Source organism: Haloarcula amylovorans (genome assembly GCF_004681185.1).
GTDB classification, from domain to species: Archaea; Halobacteriota; Halobacteria; order Halobacteriales; family Haloarculaceae; genus Haloarcula; species Haloarcula amylovorans.
The window spans coordinates 1,129,837-1,145,088 of sequence record NZ_SRIF01000001.1; the positions used below are offsets into that span (position 1 = coordinate 1,129,837).

Here is a 15,252-nt window from a genome sequence, read left to right on the forward strand (position 1 = left end):
ACGGGGCGAAAAGGCCGGAATCGCCGCGCCGCGGCGATTCCGGTACAACGCGGTCTCGACTACCGCGACCGCCAACCGCCAAACGCCTGCCGTACCGCTACCGCGACATCAACGCTCCTGTGTCTTGTTTCACGAGCGCGATAGTCTCGTACTTCTCCGTGTCGACTTCGAGCGTGACGATGCTGGACCAGTCGCCGATTCCGGTCGCCGAACCACAGTCGCTTTGGGGGTTCCGTCCCGAGTTCCGGCAATGAGTGCAGCGACGGCAGACATCTCGAAGCGGAAGGCGTGGCTCATGGCGGCCCGGCCACAGACGCTCCCCGCGGGGGCCGCGCCGGTCGTCGTCGGTATGGGACTGGCCGTCCATGCGGACGTGTTCGCCCCGCTTCCGGCGCTCGCGGCACTGGTCGGGGCGTTGCTCATCCAAGTGGGCACGAACTTCGCCAACGACTACTACGACGCGGTGAAGGGCGCAGACACGGACGAGCGACAGGGCTTTACGCGAGTGACCGCCGGCGGGCTCATCGAACCCGACGCAGTCAAGCGAGCGATGATTCTCACCTACGCGCTGGCCGTCGTCGTCGGCGTCTATCTCGTCGCCATCGGCGGCCTCCCCATCGTCGTCGTCGGTCTCTCAGGCATCGCCGCCGGCGTCCTCTACACCGGCGGTCCCTTCCCCTACGGCTACCGCGGGCTGGGCGACCTGTTCGTCTTTGTCTACTTCGGACTGGTCGCCGTGACAGGGACCTACTACGTGCAGGCCGTGGCGAGCATGCCCGCCGTCGGCACGTTCCCGATGGGGCTCCCCGAGGGCAGCGTCACCGCTGCGGCGATAACCGCCAGTCTCCCCGCCGCCGGCCTCTCGACGGCCATCCTCGTCGTCAACAACGTTCGGGACCGAGAGACGGACATGGCCGCCGGAAAGAAGACGCTGGCCGTCTACCTGGGTTACGGCTGGAGCCGCGTGGAGTTTCTCGCCGTCGTCGGCATGGCCTACGTCGTTCCGATACTGTTCGCGCTCGACACCGAATACGGCCTCTGGGCGCTCGCGCCGCTTCTCTCCCTCCCGCTGGCTGCATCGGTGGCGAAGACGGTGCTGACCCGAACTGACGGCGAGGCGCTGAATCCGGCGCTGGAACGCGTCGGACAGACGCTGTTCGTCCACTCGCTGCTGTTCGCCGCCGGACTCGCGTTCCCTCAACTCCTATGAAGGTATCTTCGTTCTCGCTTCCGCTGGATTCGCCGCTCGAAACCGCCAGCGGGACCATCGACGAGCGCAGGGGATTCGTCGTTCGCAGCGACCACCGCGGCGAGACGGGCGTCGGCGAGGCGACGCCGCTGCCCGGCTGGACGGAATCGCTGGACGACTGCCGTGTGGCGCTCGACGGTGCGACCGCACTCCGCGAACTCGACTCCGCCGAGGTGCCCGCGGCCCGTCACGGGGTCGCCACCGCGCTATCGGACGCCGATGCGCGAGCCGACGAAATCCCCCTCTATCGGTGGCTCGACGCCGACAGCGCCGACCGCCGCTGTCGGTCGGTCCCAGTCAACGCCACCGTCGACGACGGGACGCCAGCGGAGACTGCCGACGCTATCGCCGAGGCCACCGAATCGGGCTTCGACTGCTGTAAACTGAAAGTCGGCGCACGTTCGGTCGAGGAAGACGTAGAGCGCGTTCGGCGGGTCAGAGAACGAGTCGGCGACGACGTGACGCTCAGAGCGGACGCCAACGGCGCGTGGACCCGCGCGGAAGCCGACTCTGCGTTCGAGGCGTTCGAGTCGCTGGCCGTCGAGTACGTCGAGCAGCCGCTCGCGGCCGACGACCTCGCTGGCCACGCGGACCTTCGTGGAGGAAGCGTCGGCGTCGCCCTCGACGAGTCGCTGGCCCAGAAACGGGTTGGCACCGTCTTCGACGCCGACGCCGCTGACGTGCTGATTCTAAAGCCGATGGTACTGGGCGGTCCCGGTGACGCCTACACGCTGGCGATGCAGGCCCGTGAGCGCGGTATCGAGCCAATCGTGACGACGACCATCGACGCCGTCGTCGCCCGCCTCGCCGCGGTCCACGTCGCCGCGGCGATTCCGAACGTGGCGGCGTGCGGACTGGCGACCGGCGACCGGCTCGCTCGTGACCTCGCGCCGGACCCGACGACCATCTCGGAGGGCCGGATCTCCGTGCCGCAGTCGGCCGGCCTCGGCGTCGACCCCTCGGAGGTGCGAACCGATGCGTGAACCGATGGAGTGGCCGACACGGGACCTGCTGACTCACCGAGCCGAGACGACGCCCGAGCGAACGGCCGTCGTGGACGCTGACGAGAATCGGACAACGACCTACCGCGAACTGGACGCCGCCGTCGACGAGGTCGCGGCCGCGTTGAAAGGGTTGGACACCCCGAACGGCCGTGTCGCGACGCTGATAGACACCCGGCCGGCGGTCGGTCGCCTCCTGTTCGGGGCGATGCGCCGCGGGCTGACACTGGCTCCGCTGAACGTCGAACTCGACGCCGAGACGCTCGAAGCACAGCTATCGTCGCTCGACGCCGACGCCCTCGTCTGCGAGCGAGCGACGGAGCAGTTGGCGACGGAGATAACGGACACTCCGGTCGTGTCGGTCGATTCGCCAGCCAGTGGCGGCGTCGAACGTCTGCCCTCGAACGAAGCTGCAGAGAACGGTAGGACCATCGAACCGGTCGAACTCGACCGCGATGCGACGCAACTCGTGCTGTTCACCTCGGGAACGACGAGCGACCCGAAGGGAGTGCGCCTGACCGTCAGCAACCTCGTCGCCAGCGCGACGGCCTCGGCGTTCCGACTGGGCGTCTCGCCGGGCGACCGCTGGCTGGTCTGTCTCCCGACGTACCACATGGGCGGACTCGCCCCGTTCGTCCGCTGTGCCCTCTACGGGGCGGCCGTCGTCGTCCAGCGGGAGTTTGTCCCCGCGGCGACCGCTCGCGTTCTCGCCGAAGCGGACGTGACCGGCGTCTCGCTCGTCCCGACGATGCTCACGCGACTCGTAGAGTCTGGCTGGACCCCCGACCCGTCGCTCCGGTTCGTCCTGCTCGGCGGCGGGCCGACACCGCCCGCTCTCGTCGAGCGCTGCCGGAAGCGCGAGATTCCGATCTGTCCGACCTACGGAATGACCGAGACGGCCTCGCAGATTTCGACCGCGCGGCCGGAGACGGCCTTCGAGTCTCCGGGGACGGTCGGCCAGCCGCTCGTCTGTACCGATGTGACGGTTCTCGGCGACGACGGGCCAGCCAGCCCCGGCGAGCGCGGCGAACTTGTGGTCTCCGGCCCCACGGTGACGCCGGGCTACTTAGACGACGACGCGACTGCGGCAGCGTTCGGCCCGCACGGCTTTCACACCGGTGATCTCGGCTACCGCGACGCGGACGGCCGCCTCTGGGTCGTCGGCCGCGCGGACGACCGCATCGTCACCGGCGGCGAGAACGTCGACGTGGGCGCGGTGGCAGCGGCGATTCGTGACTGTCCGGGCGTCGCCGACGCCGCCGTCGTCGGCCTGCCAGACGAGGAGTGGGGCCAGCGAGTCGCAGCCCTCGTCGTCGGCGACGTTGAGGTGGACACGGTTCGGGACTATTGCCGGACCGAACTCGCCTCGTACGAAGTCCCGAAGACGATTCGCCGTGCCGAGACGCTCCCGCGGACGCCGTCGGGAACGGTCGACAGAGACGCCGTCGCCGCGAAGTTGCAGGAGTGACGACCGGACCCCGCGGCCAAGCGGTTTTCTACCCGTAGCGCCTATCTTCCCCCGTGTGTACCATCGTCTTCGCGTGGCAGGTGTTCGACGGCGCGCCGGTCGCGTTCGCCGCCAACCGCGACGAGCGCGTCGACCGACCGTCGGAACCGCCCGCGCCGCGTCACTGGGGGTCCCGCGTGGTCGCGCCAGCCGACGAAGAAGCGAGCGGCACGTGGGAGGGCTACAACGAACACGGCCTCCTCGTGGCGCTCACCAACCGCTGGGTGGACGCCGACCTCGCCGGCGAGCGCTCACGCGGCCTCCTCGTCCGCGATTGTCTGGGCCACGAGACTGCCGAGGACGCCGCCCGCGCCGTCGAAGGAGCGCTCCGCGAGGCCGAGTACGAGGGATTCAACCTCCTGTTAGCCGACGAAAACGCGGCGCTACTCTTCGAGTGGGACGGCCAACTCGCGGTCCGGAATCTGAATCCCAGCGTCCACATCGTCGTCAACGTCGGCGCTGACGGCGACTATCGGATTCCGAGTTTCCGGGCCGACGCCGGAGAGGAGCAGGCCGTCAACGCCGACCGACTCCGCGAGGCGATGCAGGTCGAACCCGGCGAGACGGTCGACGCGTGGCTGGACCGCGCGGGCGAGACCATCAGCGACCACGAGTACGGCGTCTGCGTCCACGGCGACGGGTTCGGGACGCAATCGTCGTCGCTCATCTCGATAGGTGAGCGCCAGCGATACGACTTCGCCGACGGGCCGCCCTGCCAGACCGACTACCGCCCGGTCGAAGGTCAGATTTAAGCGGCCGACCGTTAGTATACACTACATATGAGTTCTGCAGCGTCGGAGGCGGACCTCTCCGAGGACGAACTGGCCGGGCTGGAACTTATCCGCGAGTCCGGCGGCGTCCACCAGAGTGACTTCTGGAAGGATCTGGACGTCTCCTCCCGGAAGGGCAGTCGCATCGTCGAGTCCCTCTTCGAGAAGGGTCTCATCCAGCGCGAGGAAACCATCTACGAGGGCCACAACACGTACTACCTCACGCCCGCCGCCCGCGACCTCGACTTCTCGCTACTGATGGCCGGCGACATGCTCTCGCCGTTCATCGGCGACGAGGAGGTCGACCCACACGACGATACGTTCTCGCAGTGGGTCATGAACCTCGCGTACCAGAGCTGACGCGGCAAAGAGCCACTCGTTTCTTCGTCCCATTCACGCGACCGCCAGCCGCCGCTGTGGCGTCGGCCGAAACGGAAAACGAGACGCACCGCGGAACGGCGTTACTCTTCGAGCGCGTCGGCGATGCGGTCCAGCGAGCGTCGCATGTCGTGGACCTCGTCGCGGAGCTTTCGCATCTCGCGGGTGAGTTCCTCGTTGTCGCTGCCGCCTTCGGCCTCGGGGCCGCGTCCGCCTGGCCCGCCGGGTCCGCCGGGTCCGCCGCCCATGCCGCCAGGACCCGCGCCGCCGGGACCGCCGCCGCCCATCATGCCGCCCATCATCTGTGCGAACGGGTTGCCGCCACCGCCACCCATCCCGCCGGGGCCGCCACCGCCGCCCATCATCTCTTCCATGCGCTCCTCGCGGCTCATCTCGCCTTCTTCGCCCTCTTCGCGCTCCTCGGCGCGCTGCTGGCGAATTTCTTCAACTCGCTCTCGGAAGGATTTCTCCTCACCGTCGTCGCTCGATTCGGGCGCGTCGTCGGCGTTCTCTGGTTCGTCTGCCATACCTCCGGGTTCGGTTGGGCCGCTGAAAAGGATTGTCGTGTCAGGCGAGACGGCGCACGATGGTCGAGAGGCCGAGCCCACACGCCAGCAAGACGACGAGGTTGAACCCCGCCATGAACAGCGGCCGATATCGGCGGGTGACGAACGTGTCGACGGCCGCCGACACGGAGAAGTACAGTTGGAACGTGGCCATCAGCGCGACGAGGGCGAGGACGGTCAGCGCCCCCCATTCGAGGTACTCGACGGCGGAGCGGCCGGCGTCGGTGTCGTCCACGCCGTTAGCGTCGTCCGACGGCTGGTCGCCCTCGGGCGGGCGACGGGTGTCGTCGGCGTCGGCCTGTCTCTGGTCGGTCGATACGGTCGGGTCAGTGGTTGGTTCCTCGGTCATGTGTGCCTCCGTGCGAGTCCGAGCGTCGCGGCGACAAGTGCGACGAGCGCGGCGAGAGCGGTGAAGCCGGGACCGCTCCCACCGGCGGTCGTCGCCTCCGCTCGTTCGCCCATTCCTCCGTCCTCGACTGTCTCCTCCTCGAAGTCACCGGAGTCGAACCCGACGTCGCGTCGCGTCTCGTTCGCCGTCAGCGTCTCCTGTGGGTCGAGGTTCGCGGGCGCGCTCTCCGTAGCGACGACGACGCCGTCGGACTGGAGGATGCCGTCCAGCCAGTAGTTGTAGCCGTCGGGGACGGTCAACGTGGTGCTGACCGTCTGTGTCCGACCAGGACGTATCTGACCCACCTGGAGTGCCGACTCGTCGGCGACGACGTTCGAGTCGGCCTGCCGCGCGCGCACCCGGAGCGAGAGGCCGCCAGCCGGGTCGTCGCCGCTGTTGGTGAGATAAGCCGTCACGTTCAGCGTCGTCTCGTTGTCCGCCACGTCGACGATGCGGTAGGAGATTGCGCGGAGCGGCGTGTTCGTGTTCTCGAACTGGTGAAACGCCACCGTCGAGCGGGCGTACGCCGGAGTCAGCGCGTCCACGTTGCGGACCATCCGTCGCTGGACGGAGACGCGCCGGCCGTCTTTGGACACCGCCGTCTCGATGCGGTAGTCGCCATCGCGCTCGACGGTGAGGTTCCGAGTGAACGAGACGTCCCGTTCGCCGGTCACGTTGCCGAGCGTCTGTCGTTCGGTCGTCGCCACCAGCCCGGTGTCGGCGTCGATCACTCGCGTCACGACGGTGACGTTCTCCGCCGCCCCGCCCCGGTGTTCGAGGGTGGAGGTGAGCGAGAGCGTCACTGTCTCGCCCGTGACGTCCTGGGCGTCGACGTACGACTCGCGGAGATCCAGGTGGCTCGGACGGACGTCCTCGGTCGGTTCCGAGAGGACGCCGGGGACCGCTGTCGCACTGGCGACCATCGTCAGCGTGAGGAGGGCGATGGCACCAGCGAGTAGTACATCACGTCGCACGGGTGTGAGCGCGACACCCTCCGGTAAATGTTTTGTGTACGATGTAACTGGCGTTAATTGAAATTACTCGAATACGCCGAGACTCGACTGGAGGTCTCGGTCGGTACCGCCGCCGGTGAGTTCGTAGCCGACGAGCTGTCGTAAATCGACGGCGTACGTGCTGCCGTTGTTGTCGAGGACGGCGACCCGGCCCTTGGTACCGCGGACGGTACCGGTGGCGAGCGTCTCGGCCATCGGTCGCTTCTCCAGCGAGAGCCCGTAATCGAACTCGTATGTCGAGATCGGGTCGTACTCCGCCAGCAGTCCCTCCCAGAACGCGTCGTCGACGGACTCGTCGAACCCGGCAATCTTCGTCGGGACGCGGACTCGGTCGCCGAGCGAACTGGCGATGTCGGCCTCGATCTGGCGAGCGATGCGGCCGTCCGCGACGGTTCGGAGGTGGGCCGCCCGGTCCGCGCCCTGTTCTCGGAGGCGGGTCTCTAGTCGCCACGAGCGGGTGACGCCAACCTTGACCGTGTCGGGGGCGAAGACCGCCAAATAGACGGCGTGTTCCTCGTCGCAGGCATCGATGGGTTTGTGACACTCGCCGGTACAGCGCGCGCAGGGCCACCTGCTCGTGTGCTCGGGACAGTAGGGAGCGTCCGGGTTCTGGCAATCGTGGTGGACCTCGCCGTCAGTCGCGCCGGCGCAGTGGCGTTCGCCGAGCGAGTACGAAAGTTCGGTCCCCGGGTTCAGTCGCTCGACGCTAACGCTCCCAGCCTCGGCCAGCAGGAGGCCAGCGTGGTCTTCGACGCGCGAACGATACCCGACGACCTGCACGCCTACGGATTGGTGGTCGACGGGCAAATGGCTACCGGGACGACGCTTTTGCCCCTTGAGAGAGAGTGCCTAGGTATGGCGGACCTCGAACTCACCAGTCCGGCGTTCGACGACGGGGAGCGTATCCCCGAGGAACACGGCTACGCGGCGGGAAACGTCAGTCCCCCACTGCGGATACAGAACGTCCCGAAGATGGCCGAGTCGCTCGTCTTGATCGTGGACGATCCCGACGCGAAGCAGCCCGCGGGGAAGGTCTGGGATCACTGGCTCGTCTGGAACATTCCCGCAGGCACGCAGAAGATAGCGGCGGGCAGGACGCCCGACGGAGCGAGCGAGGGACAGAACGACTTCGGCGAGGTCGGGTGGGGCGGCCCAAACCCGCCCGACCGGGAACACACCTACCGGTTCTTGCTGTACGCGCTCGATACTACGTTGGCGCTCCCGCGGGGAGCGAGTAAGGAGCAGCTGTACGACGCCGCCGAAGGGCACGTCGTCGGCAAGGCGGAGTTGACCGGGACGTTCTCGCCGTAGCACGAGCGTCGGTCGAACGAGCCGACGTTTTCGCCCTTACTTACCGAAGAGAACGGTGCCACGCCGTTCCAGATAGCGGTCGACGGCCGCACAGAGACCGAGACAGACGTACAGAATCGGGAGATCCGACGAAGAGCCGACGAGGAGCGCGATGCCCCCGAGCACACCGAGCAGTATCGCACCGACACGCCTGTAGAGGGGCACACGCTCGCGAATTCGAGGAGCGGCCGCGCCAAACAGATACAGCGTCTGTACGCCCAAGAGGAAGACCACGACCGGGTCGCTTCCCTCGCGGATGGCTCGTCCGACGAGTGCTGCGCTGAGGAGGGTGAGGAGGGCACAAACGGCCGACGAACTATCGAGAGTCGACGGCCACGAAGTGGGCATACGCAGTTTCCTACGAAGCGAGATAGAAAAATGCCGCCCTTGCGAGGGCTGACTCCCTCGCTCAGAGTTCTGCGAGCAGTTCCTGCACAGACTGGCGAACCGCGTCGTCGCTCGACTGGTCGGGTTCCCAGCCCAGCGCCGCGAGTTTGTCCACGGAGAGTCGCATCCGCGGTACGTCGCCGGTCCAGCCGCGGTCGCCGCCGGTGTACTCGTACTCGGGGTCTAACGCCATCTCGTCGGCGACGATGTCGGCGATGCGGTCGACGGAGGTGGTCGTTCGGGTGCCGAGGTTGAACACGTTGTGGTCGGCGTCGGCGTGGGTGACGGCGTACTCCATCGCTTCGATGCACTCCGTGACGTGCATGTAGGACTTCTGCTGGCGGCCGTCGCCGAGAATCGTGAGCGATTCTGGGTTCTCGCGCAGCTTCTCGACGAAATCGGGAATCACCGCCCCGCGCAGTCGCGGCCCGACGATGTTGGCGAAGCGGAACACCCACGACTGGAGGTCGTGGCTGTGGGCGTACGTCGAAATCAGGGATTCCTCGGCGAGTTTCGTCGCGCCGTAGACGCTGATGGGTTCGAGCGGGGCGTAATCCTCGGGCGTCGGCCGCGGGGCTTCGCCGTACACGGTCGAAGACGACGTAAACACGACGTTCTCGACGCCCGCCTCGTCCATCCGGTCGAGGAGGTTGAACGTTATCGTGCTGTTGTCCTCGAACTGCCGCCGCGGCGCGTCGGTGTCGACGAGTTTCGAAGCGGCGAGGTGGACGACGAGGTCCGTCTCAGGAGTGACTGCGTCCTCGACCACGGCGGGGTCGGTCAGGTCGCCCTCGACGACGGACGCCTCGTCGTGAACCCACTCGCGGTTCCCGCCCGAACAGTCGTCGGCGACGACGACGTCGTTGTCGGCGACGAGCCGCTCCACGAGGTGGCTGCCGATGAAGCCAGCGCCGCCCGTGACGACGATTCGCTTCCCTTCGAGTTCCATACGCGCACTGCCACGGGACCGCCAAATAGCGTTCCGGTACGGAATCCCAACGCCGTTTTATAGCTCGCGTCGTGAAAGGAGGGTATGACGCGTCTCAGTCGCCGCGCATTCCTCGCAAGCAGCGTCGCCCTCGCAGGAGGCCTCACAGGCTGCTCCGGGCTCGGTTCGACCGGTCCGACCGGTGAAGGGAGTACCGGAAGCAGTGACGGGAGCGCCGGCGGAACGAACTCGACCGGCGGGACGGGAACGGCCGCCAACGGCGACCTCCTTCCCGCACCAGTCGCCGGCGACCCGGACGCCGACGTGACTGTCACGGCCTGGGAGGACTACGCCTGTCCGCACTGCCAGACCTACTCGACGACCGTGTATCCGAAGGTGAAGTCGGACTACCTCGACAGCGGGTCGATCCGGTACGAGTTCCACGACTTCCCCGTGATGGACAGTCAGGTGACGTGGCAAGCCGCCAACGCCGCCCGCGCGGTGCAGGCCGAAGTCGGCGACGAGGCGTACTTCACGTACTCGAAGCGCCTCTACGAGAACCAGCGTCGCCTCGGTCCGGACGTGTACGCCGAACTCACCGACGGCATCGACGTGAGCGGCGACGTCGTCAAGGAGGCCGCCACGAATCGGACGTACGATCCCACGATCAAGGCCAGCAAGCAAGCGGCCCTCGACAAGGGACTCCGAGGGACGCCGGCAGTCATCGTCGACGGCAACAACGTGAGCTGGGAGAACGAAATCGCCTACGCGCCGGTCCGTGACGCCATCGAGAGCGCGCTGAACGGATGAAGGACGACCACGACGTGACGGTTCTCCGTCTCGGCCATCGGCCGGGGCGGGACGAGCGAATGACCACCCACGTCGGTCTCACCGCGAGAGCTCTCGGTGCCGACCGGGTCGTGATGGCCGGGTCCGCCCGAGACCGAACGGACACCATCGTCGACATCACCGAGCGCTTCGGCGGCCCGATGGCAGTCGAGACGACCGAGGAACCGAAGGGATTCATCCGCAACTTCGAGGGGACGGTCGTTCACTTGACGATGTACGGCGAGCCGATTCAGGACGTGGAGACCGACATCCGCGACGCCCACGCCGACGGGCCCCTCTTGCTCGTCGTGGGCGCGGAGAAAGTCCCCTTCGAGGTGTACGAGCGAGCCGACTACAACGTCGGCGTGACGAACCAGCCACACTCCGAGGTGGCGTCGCTGGCCGTCTTCCTCGACCGACTGTTCGAGGGCCGGGAACTCGACCGCGAGTGGGAGGACCCGGACCGCGTCGTCGTGCCGATGGAGACGGGCAAGCGAGTCGTCGACCCCGACGAGCGAGCGGAGTAAACTGTCGGTCTGGCACGCCACTGCCTGTTTCCCGAGCATCGGCCGGGTCCGGTGGGTTTAAACGCTTCACGGCCCGAACCTCAGCCAATGGCTTTTGAGGAACTCCTGGAGGACCCGGTTATACAGAAATACCTCCACGAGCTAGTCGGACCGAAAGGGATGCCGGTCGCCGCCGCGCCGCCGGACGGCGAAGTGACCGACGAGGAACTGGCCGAGGAGCTCGGACTCGAACTAAACGACGTGCGCCGCGCACTCTTTATCCTCTACGAGAACGATTTGGCGTCGTATCGCCGACTCCGAGACGAGGATTCTGGGTGGCTCACCTACCTCTGGACGTTCGAGTACGAGAAGATCCCCGAGCAACTCGAAGAGGAACTGTACCGCTTGCTCGACGGGCTCGAAGAGCGCCGCGAGTACGAGCGCAACAACGAGTTCTACCTCTGTGAGAACTGCGGCATCCGCTTCGAGTTCGGCGAAGCGATGGAGTTCGGCTTCGAGTGCCCCCAGTGTGGCAATCAGGTCGAGACCATGGAGAACACCCGTCTCGTCACCGCCATGGAAGATCGTATCGAGGAGCTACGCGACGAACTGAACGCAGACATGGACGCACAGGCCTAATGGTCGTCCTCGGAACCAAAGTGTACGTCACGGGCGACGCCCGTGATCGTTCGCTGGACGGACTGCGGTCGCTGGTCGCGAACGAACTCGGCGAACTCGACGTGGAGTTCGACGTCGGCCACCGGAAGGACGACTTCCCGACGGTCACTGTCGACGGCCCCGACGCCACCGTTGCCCGGAACCTGCTCCGCGAGGAGTTCGGCGAGGTCGTCACTACCCACGAGGACGGCGAGACGTACGTCGGCACGCTCGACTCGTGGGACGACGACGGGTTCGTCCTCGACGTTGGGTTCGGCCAGACAGTCCGGGTTTCCGCCGAAAACCTGGACCTCGGACAGGGCTCACCGAGTCAGATCCGCAAACGCTTCGGGCTGGTCCAGCACATGCCCCTCCGGTTCGTCGCCGGCGACGACCCGCGGCTCGCCGACGAGGAGGTCGACCGTCTCTACGAGTGGACGCGGGGTAACGCTCGGGTCAACGCCAACAGCGTCACCCGCTCGGAGGCCCGCGCGACGGTCAACCGGGCCGGGCACGCACAGGACATCGTCACCGTCGAGCGCATCGGCCTTCTCGAACAGAGTATCATCTGCAACCCCGATACCGACGCACCAGGTCTCCTGTCGGACATCGGCCGCTTCATGCCCTCGGAACTGCTCGCCGTCGTTCCCTGATACATGCATCGTCGCTACCTCGCTCTCGTCGCCGTCCTCGCGCTCGTCGGACTCTCCGGCTGTGCCGGGCTGTTCGGCTCGAATCAGGTCTCGTCGGACCAGTTGAACCAGAACGCCAGCTACGACTGGGACGCGCAGTCTGACGTGAGCGTCACCCTCAATAAGTCGTCGTACGAGGCGGTCTACGCCGTCCAAAACAACGAGAGCCTCACGGTGTACGACCGCGACGGCCTCGGCCGGGAACAGAGCGTCCCCATCAGCGCACTCAAGTTCCGTTACGAGAACGGGACGGTCGTCACGTCGGCGAACTCCTCGATGAACGCCACGCAGAGCCGGAGTCAGACGACCATCAACTTCCCGGGCAGCGGCAACGTCACCGGACAGGTCGCCTACACCGCCGCCCGTAGCGGCAAAGCCTACGCGACGCCGACTCACCTCCAGGGAGCCACCTATGCGGTGACGCTTCCGCCGGGCGGTCGCGTCGGCGTTCCGCTGCTCTCGCAGGTGAACCCCGGCGGCTACGAGACGAGCGTCGACGAGGAGACCGACCGCATGACGGTCCGCTGGCCCGACGGCGTCTCGGCCCAGCAGCTACGGGTCCGCTACTACCTCCAGCGCGACCTCTACATCTTCGGCGGCCTGTTCGTCGTCGCCATCGTCCTCGGGAGCATCGGCACGCTGTACTACTACCGACAGGTACAGTCGGCGAGACGCCGCCGGAAGGAGGCCGGTATCGACTTAGAGGACGAGGAGACCGACGACGACTTCGGCGACGACGGGCCACCGCCGGGCATGCGCTAGCCGTCGTCGCTGTGTTTAGTAGCGCACTCCGCCGCAGTCTTGAACAACCAGAACCCTCACTCGACAGCCAATTGAACAGCCGACTCGGGCGGGACCGAAAGGGGCGGCACGCTCGACGCTGGCGCGGACCGACACGCACCGAGTCGAGCGCGTCGGGGCTTTCTGGCTGTTCGAGATGCGCTCGTTTCGCTCCCAGTTACTCGAACAACCCGTGGACGCTGACCGACAGTATTTGTGTCGGCACGTCCTACCCGGGTGTATGCGCGTCGCGGTGGTCACGGTCGGAGACGAACTGCTCGCCGGGGAGACGGTCAACACGAACGCCGCGTGGCTGGGCCGACAGTTAGCCGAGCGAGGCGCCACCGTCGAACGAACGACCGTCGTCCCCGACCGGACCGCCGACATCGCCCGGGTCGTCAACGAGTACCACGCCGACTACGATGCCGTCGTCGTCACCGGCGGTCTCGGCCCGACCCACGACGACGTGACCATCGAGGGCGTCGCGGCTGCGTTCGGCCGGGACGTCGTCGAGAGCGAGGAGGCACTGGCGTGGCTGGCCGAAAACGGCGGCTACACGCGCGAAGACTTGGCTACTGGGACCGGCGAGGTCCCCGAAGGCAGTCGCGTCCTTCCGAATCACGAGGGGGTCGCCCCGGGCTGTGTCGTCGAGAACTGCTACGTCTTACCGGGCGTTCCGGGAGAGATGAAGCGGATGTTCGAGGAGATCGCCGACGAGTTCAGCGGCCAGCAGCGGTACGTCCGCACCGTCGACGCCGCCGAACCCGAGAGCGCACTGCTCTCCCGAATCGACGAAGTGCGGGGAAAATTCGCCGTCAAAGTTGGGAGCTACCCCGGGGAGTACGTGACGGTGCGCTTCGAGTCGACTGACGAGTCGGCCGTCGAGGACGCGGCCGCGTGGCTCAGAGAGCGCGTCGAACAGCCCGAAAGCGAGTGACGTTTTAGCGGACGAGGTAGCGGTACCAGGCAGCGGTGAGGAGGAGTCCGCCGATGGTCAACACTGCACCGGCGGCACTGATGACGCCGGTCTGGACGCCCGCTTGCAGGAGTGATATCATATCGATGCCTTCTGTGGGCGGTGGCTTGAAAGGCACGTTCCCGGGCGTCTTTTGCCGCCGGGTGTCGTAGGCCCGCTATGCGACGAATCGGTGTCGTGGTCAACCCCATCGCCGGTATGGGCGGCCGCGTAGGGCTGAAGGGAACCGACGGGAAAGTCGCCGAGGCGCGCGAGCGCGGCGCTGAGCAGCGCGCTCCGGAGCGGGCACGCGAAGCGCTCGCGTCGCTGGCAGCGGCGGGGACCGACGTGGAGTTGCTGACCTACGGCGACCCGATGGGTGCTACGGAGGCCCGCGACGCCGGATTCGACCCGACAGTGGTCGGCCACCCCGCAGACCCCGGCACGACGACGACGGCGGACACGCGAGCGGCGGTACGGGCGTTCGCCGACCGCAGTGTCGACGCGATTCTCTTCGTCGGCGGCGACGGGACGGCCGTCGACGTAGCCGAGACGCTCGACGAACTGGACGACGAGACGCCGATTCTGGGCGTCCCGGCGGGCGTGAAAGTCTACTCCTCGGTGTTCGGCGTCTCGCCGCGCGCGGCGGGTCGCATCGCCGCCACGTTCACCGAGACGGAGCCCGCTGAGGTCAACGACATCGACGAGGACGCCTTCAGAGGCGGCGAGGTCGTGACCGAACTCCGCGCTGTGGCGACCGTGCCGGTGGCCGATCAGCGCCAGTCGGCGAAGCAACTCGGCGGCGGCACCGTCGAGACGCTGGCGGAGGGCGTCGCGGAGAGCGTCCGCCCCGGCGTCACCTACGTGCTCGGGCCGGGGAGTACGGTCGGTGCGATAAAGGAGCGACTGGGATTTCAGGGAACGACGCTCGGCGTGGATGTCTGGCGGGACGGCGACCTCCTCGTCAGGGACGCCGCCGAATCGGACATCCTCGACGCGCTCGGCAAGGAGAACGTCATCGTCGTCTCACCCATCGGCGGACAGGGGTTCGTCTTCGGGCGCGGGAACCAACAGCTCTCTCCCGAGGTCATTCGACGATGTGAAATCGAGGTCGTCGCCTCCCGTCGGAAACTCGACGAGATCGGATCGTTGCGGGTCGATACCGGCGATGCGTCCCTCGACGCCGATCTCGCTGGCTGGCGCAAGGTCCGCGTTGGCCGGTTCGAACAGCGTCTCGTCGAGGTGCTGGCCTGACGAGCGTGGAGAAATCGACTCGCACGACTATTGATTGTATTTG

The 15,252-nt window shown here is 67.0% G+C and carries 19 protein-coding genes; 13 read left to right on the plus strand and 6 right to left on the minus strand.

Annotated features, from left to right (window positions below):
- Positions 1-250 precede the first annotated feature (250 nt).
- From E4S61_RS05720 to E4S61_RS05740, 5 genes are read left to right on the plus strand one after another with little or no spacing between them, the layout of a single operon-like run.
- Entirely contained in the window at positions 251-1,210 is a 960-nt protein-coding gene (locus E4S61_RS05720; RefSeq protein WP_135302922.1) for a 1,4-dihydroxy-2-naphthoate polyprenyltransferase, read from the plus strand.
- On the plus strand, positions 1,207-2,232 hold the full coding sequence (locus E4S61_RS05725) for a mandelate racemase/muconate lactonizing enzyme family protein (protein ID WP_135302923.1): 1,026 nt from the start codon (positions 1,207-1,209) through the stop codon (positions 2,230-2,232). Before E4S61_RS05720 ends, E4S61_RS05725 begins: the two co-directional genes overlap by 4 nt.
- Positions 2,225-3,718 carry a class I adenylate-forming enzyme family protein gene (locus E4S61_RS05730; protein ID WP_135302924.1) on the plus strand — a complete coding sequence of 498 codons (1,494 nt, stop codon included), beginning with the start codon at positions 2,225-2,227 and terminating at the stop codon, positions 3,716-3,718. The genes E4S61_RS05725 and E4S61_RS05730 overlap by 8 nt, the downstream gene beginning before the upstream one ends.
- A 53-nt stretch (positions 3,719-3,771) precedes the next feature.
- Entirely contained in the window at positions 3,772-4,509 is a 738-nt protein-coding gene (locus E4S61_RS05735) for an NRDE family protein (RefSeq protein ID WP_135302925.1), read from the plus strand.
- A gap of 27 nt (positions 4,510-4,536) precedes the next feature.
- Complete coding sequence (locus E4S61_RS05740) at positions 4,537-4,887, plus strand: helix-turn-helix transcriptional regulator (protein WP_135302926.1); 351 nt, start codon at positions 4,537-4,539, stop codon at positions 4,885-4,887.
- A 101-nt stretch (positions 4,888-4,988) separates the two neighbouring features.
- Here E4S61_RS05740 and E4S61_RS05745 read toward each other — a convergent pair whose 3' ends face one another.
- The 4 genes from E4S61_RS05745 to E4S61_RS05760 form a co-directional block, all read right to left on the minus strand.
- The gene (locus tag E4S61_RS05745; protein ID WP_135302927.1) at positions 4,989-5,432 is read right to left on the minus strand and encodes a hypothetical protein; all 444 of its coding nucleotides are present in this window, start codon (positions 5,430-5,432) and stop codon (positions 4,989-4,991) included.
- A gap of 40 nt (positions 5,433-5,472) precedes the next feature.
- Positions 5,473-5,820, minus strand: coding sequence for a hypothetical protein (locus tag E4S61_RS05750; RefSeq protein ID WP_135302928.1), 348 nt, complete (start codon positions 5,818-5,820; stop codon positions 5,473-5,475).
- On the minus strand, positions 5,817-6,833 hold the full coding sequence (locus tag E4S61_RS05755; protein WP_135302929.1) for a DUF7490 domain-containing protein: 1,017 nt from the start codon (positions 6,831-6,833) through the stop codon (positions 5,817-5,819). The genes E4S61_RS05750 and E4S61_RS05755 overlap by 4 nt, the downstream gene beginning before the upstream one ends.
- A gap of 63 nt (positions 6,834-6,896) precedes the next feature.
- A complete protein-coding gene (locus E4S61_RS05760) occupies positions 6,897-7,652 on the minus strand; it encodes a DUF2797 domain-containing protein (protein WP_135302930.1) in 756 nt (251 codons plus the stop codon).
- Between the two features lie 75 nt (positions 7,653-7,727).
- On the opposite strand from E4S61_RS05760, the gene E4S61_RS05765 reads away from it, so the two are divergent.
- The gene (locus E4S61_RS05765) at positions 7,728-8,183 is read left to right on the plus strand and encodes a YbhB/YbcL family Raf kinase inhibitor-like protein (RefSeq protein ID WP_135302931.1); all 456 of its coding nucleotides are present in this window, start codon (positions 7,728-7,730) and stop codon (positions 8,181-8,183) included.
- Between the two features lie 36 nt (positions 8,184-8,219).
- On the opposite strand, the gene E4S61_RS05770 is transcribed toward E4S61_RS05765, so the two are convergent.
- Entirely contained in the window at positions 8,220-8,570 is a 351-nt protein-coding gene (locus E4S61_RS05770) for a hypothetical protein (protein ID WP_135302932.1), read from the minus strand.
- 61 nt (positions 8,571-8,631) lie between these two features.
- Positions 8,632-9,558 (minus strand): NAD-dependent epimerase/dehydratase family protein, encoded by a 927-nt coding sequence (locus E4S61_RS05775; protein ID WP_135302933.1) that lies wholly within the window; start codon positions 9,556-9,558, stop codon positions 8,632-8,634.
- 84 nt (positions 9,559-9,642) lie between these two features.
- Between E4S61_RS05775 and E4S61_RS05780 the strand changes: the two genes are divergently transcribed.
- The 7 genes from E4S61_RS05780 (at position 9,643) to E4S61_RS05810 (ending at position 15,209) form a co-directional block, all read left to right on the plus strand.
- Positions 9,643-10,347, plus strand: a complete 705-nt coding sequence (locus tag E4S61_RS05780; RefSeq protein WP_135302934.1) for a DsbA family protein — start codon at positions 9,643-9,645, stop codon at positions 10,345-10,347.
- Positions 10,344-10,892: a tRNA (cytidine(56)-2'-O)-methyltransferase gene (locus E4S61_RS05785; RefSeq protein ID WP_135302935.1), complete on the plus strand. Its 549-nt coding sequence runs from the start codon at positions 10,344-10,346 to the stop codon at positions 10,890-10,892. The genes E4S61_RS05780 and E4S61_RS05785 overlap by 4 nt, the downstream gene beginning before the upstream one ends.
- A gap of 87 nt (positions 10,893-10,979) precedes the next feature.
- Positions 10,980-11,510 carry a transcription factor E gene (tfe, locus tag E4S61_RS05790; RefSeq protein WP_135302936.1) on the plus strand — a complete coding sequence of 177 codons (531 nt, stop codon included), beginning with the start codon at positions 10,980-10,982 and terminating at the stop codon, positions 11,508-11,510.
- Positions 11,510-12,181, plus strand: a complete 672-nt coding sequence (locus E4S61_RS05795; protein WP_135302937.1) for a DUF2110 family protein — start codon at positions 11,510-11,512, stop codon at positions 12,179-12,181. Before tfe ends, E4S61_RS05795 begins: the two co-directional genes overlap by 1 nt.
- Positions 12,182-12,184: 3 nt before the next feature.
- Positions 12,185-12,982, plus strand: coding sequence for a DUF5803 family protein (locus E4S61_RS05800; protein WP_135302938.1), 798 nt, complete (start codon positions 12,185-12,187; stop codon positions 12,980-12,982).
- A 259-nt stretch (positions 12,983-13,241) separates the two neighbouring features.
- Positions 13,242-13,937, plus strand: a complete 696-nt coding sequence (locus E4S61_RS05805) for a competence/damage-inducible protein A (protein WP_135302939.1) — start codon at positions 13,242-13,244, stop codon at positions 13,935-13,937.
- A 198-nt stretch (positions 13,938-14,135) separates the two neighbouring features.
- Positions 14,136-15,209: an ATP-NAD kinase family protein gene (locus tag E4S61_RS05810; protein WP_135302940.1), complete on the plus strand. Its 1,074-nt coding sequence runs from the start codon at positions 14,136-14,138 to the stop codon at positions 15,207-15,209.
- Positions 15,210-15,252: the final 43 nt, after the last annotated feature.

Excerpts from the sequence above, each read along its gene's own strand:
- E4S61_RS05720 (WP_135302922.1), top strand. The coding sequence starts at position 251 with ATGAGTGCAGCGACGGCAGACATCTCGAAGCGGAAGGCGTGGCTCATG.
- E4S61_RS05725 (WP_135302923.1), top strand. The coding sequence starts at position 1,207 with ATGAAGGTATCTTCGTTCTCGCTTCCGCTGGATTCGCCGCTCGAAACC.
- E4S61_RS05730 (WP_135302924.1), top strand. The coding sequence starts at position 2,225 with ATGCGTGAACCGATGGAGTGGCCGACACGGGACCTGCTGACTCACCGA.
- E4S61_RS05740 (WP_135302926.1), top strand. The coding sequence starts at position 4,537 with ATGAGTTCTGCAGCGTCGGAGGCGGACCTCTCCGAGGACGAACTGGCC.
- E4S61_RS05745 (WP_135302927.1), bottom strand. The coding sequence starts at position 5,432 with ATGGCAGACGAACCAGAGAACGCCGACGACGCGCCCGAATCGAGCGAC.
- E4S61_RS05750 (WP_135302928.1), bottom strand. The coding sequence starts at position 5,820 with ATGACCGAGGAACCAACCACTGACCCGACCGTATCGACCGACCAGAGA.
- E4S61_RS05765 (WP_135302931.1), top strand. The coding sequence starts at position 7,728 with ATGGCGGACCTCGAACTCACCAGTCCGGCGTTCGACGACGGGGAGCGT.
- E4S61_RS05770 (WP_135302932.1), bottom strand. The coding sequence starts at position 8,570 with ATGCCCACTTCGTGGCCGTCGACTCTCGATAGTTCGTCGGCCGTTTGT.
- E4S61_RS05775 (WP_135302933.1), bottom strand. The coding sequence starts at position 9,558 with ATGGAACTCGAAGGGAAGCGAATCGTCGTCACGGGCGGCGCTGGCTTC.
- E4S61_RS05780 (WP_135302934.1), top strand. The coding sequence starts at position 9,643 with ATGACGCGTCTCAGTCGCCGCGCATTCCTCGCAAGCAGCGTCGCCCTC.
- E4S61_RS05785 (WP_135302935.1), top strand. The coding sequence starts at position 10,344 with ATGAAGGACGACCACGACGTGACGGTTCTCCGTCTCGGCCATCGGCCG.
- tfe (WP_135302936.1), top strand. The coding sequence starts at position 10,980 with ATGGCTTTTGAGGAACTCCTGGAGGACCCGGTTATACAGAAATACCTC.
- E4S61_RS05795 (WP_135302937.1), top strand. The coding sequence starts at position 11,510 with ATGGTCGTCCTCGGAACCAAAGTGTACGTCACGGGCGACGCCCGTGAT.
- E4S61_RS05800 (WP_135302938.1), top strand. The coding sequence starts at position 12,185 with ATGCATCGTCGCTACCTCGCTCTCGTCGCCGTCCTCGCGCTCGTCGGA.
- E4S61_RS05805 (WP_135302939.1), top strand. The coding sequence starts at position 13,242 with ATGCGCGTCGCGGTGGTCACGGTCGGAGACGAACTGCTCGCCGGGGAG.
- E4S61_RS05810 (WP_135302940.1), top strand. The coding sequence starts at position 14,136 with ATGCGACGAATCGGTGTCGTGGTCAACCCCATCGCCGGTATGGGCGGC.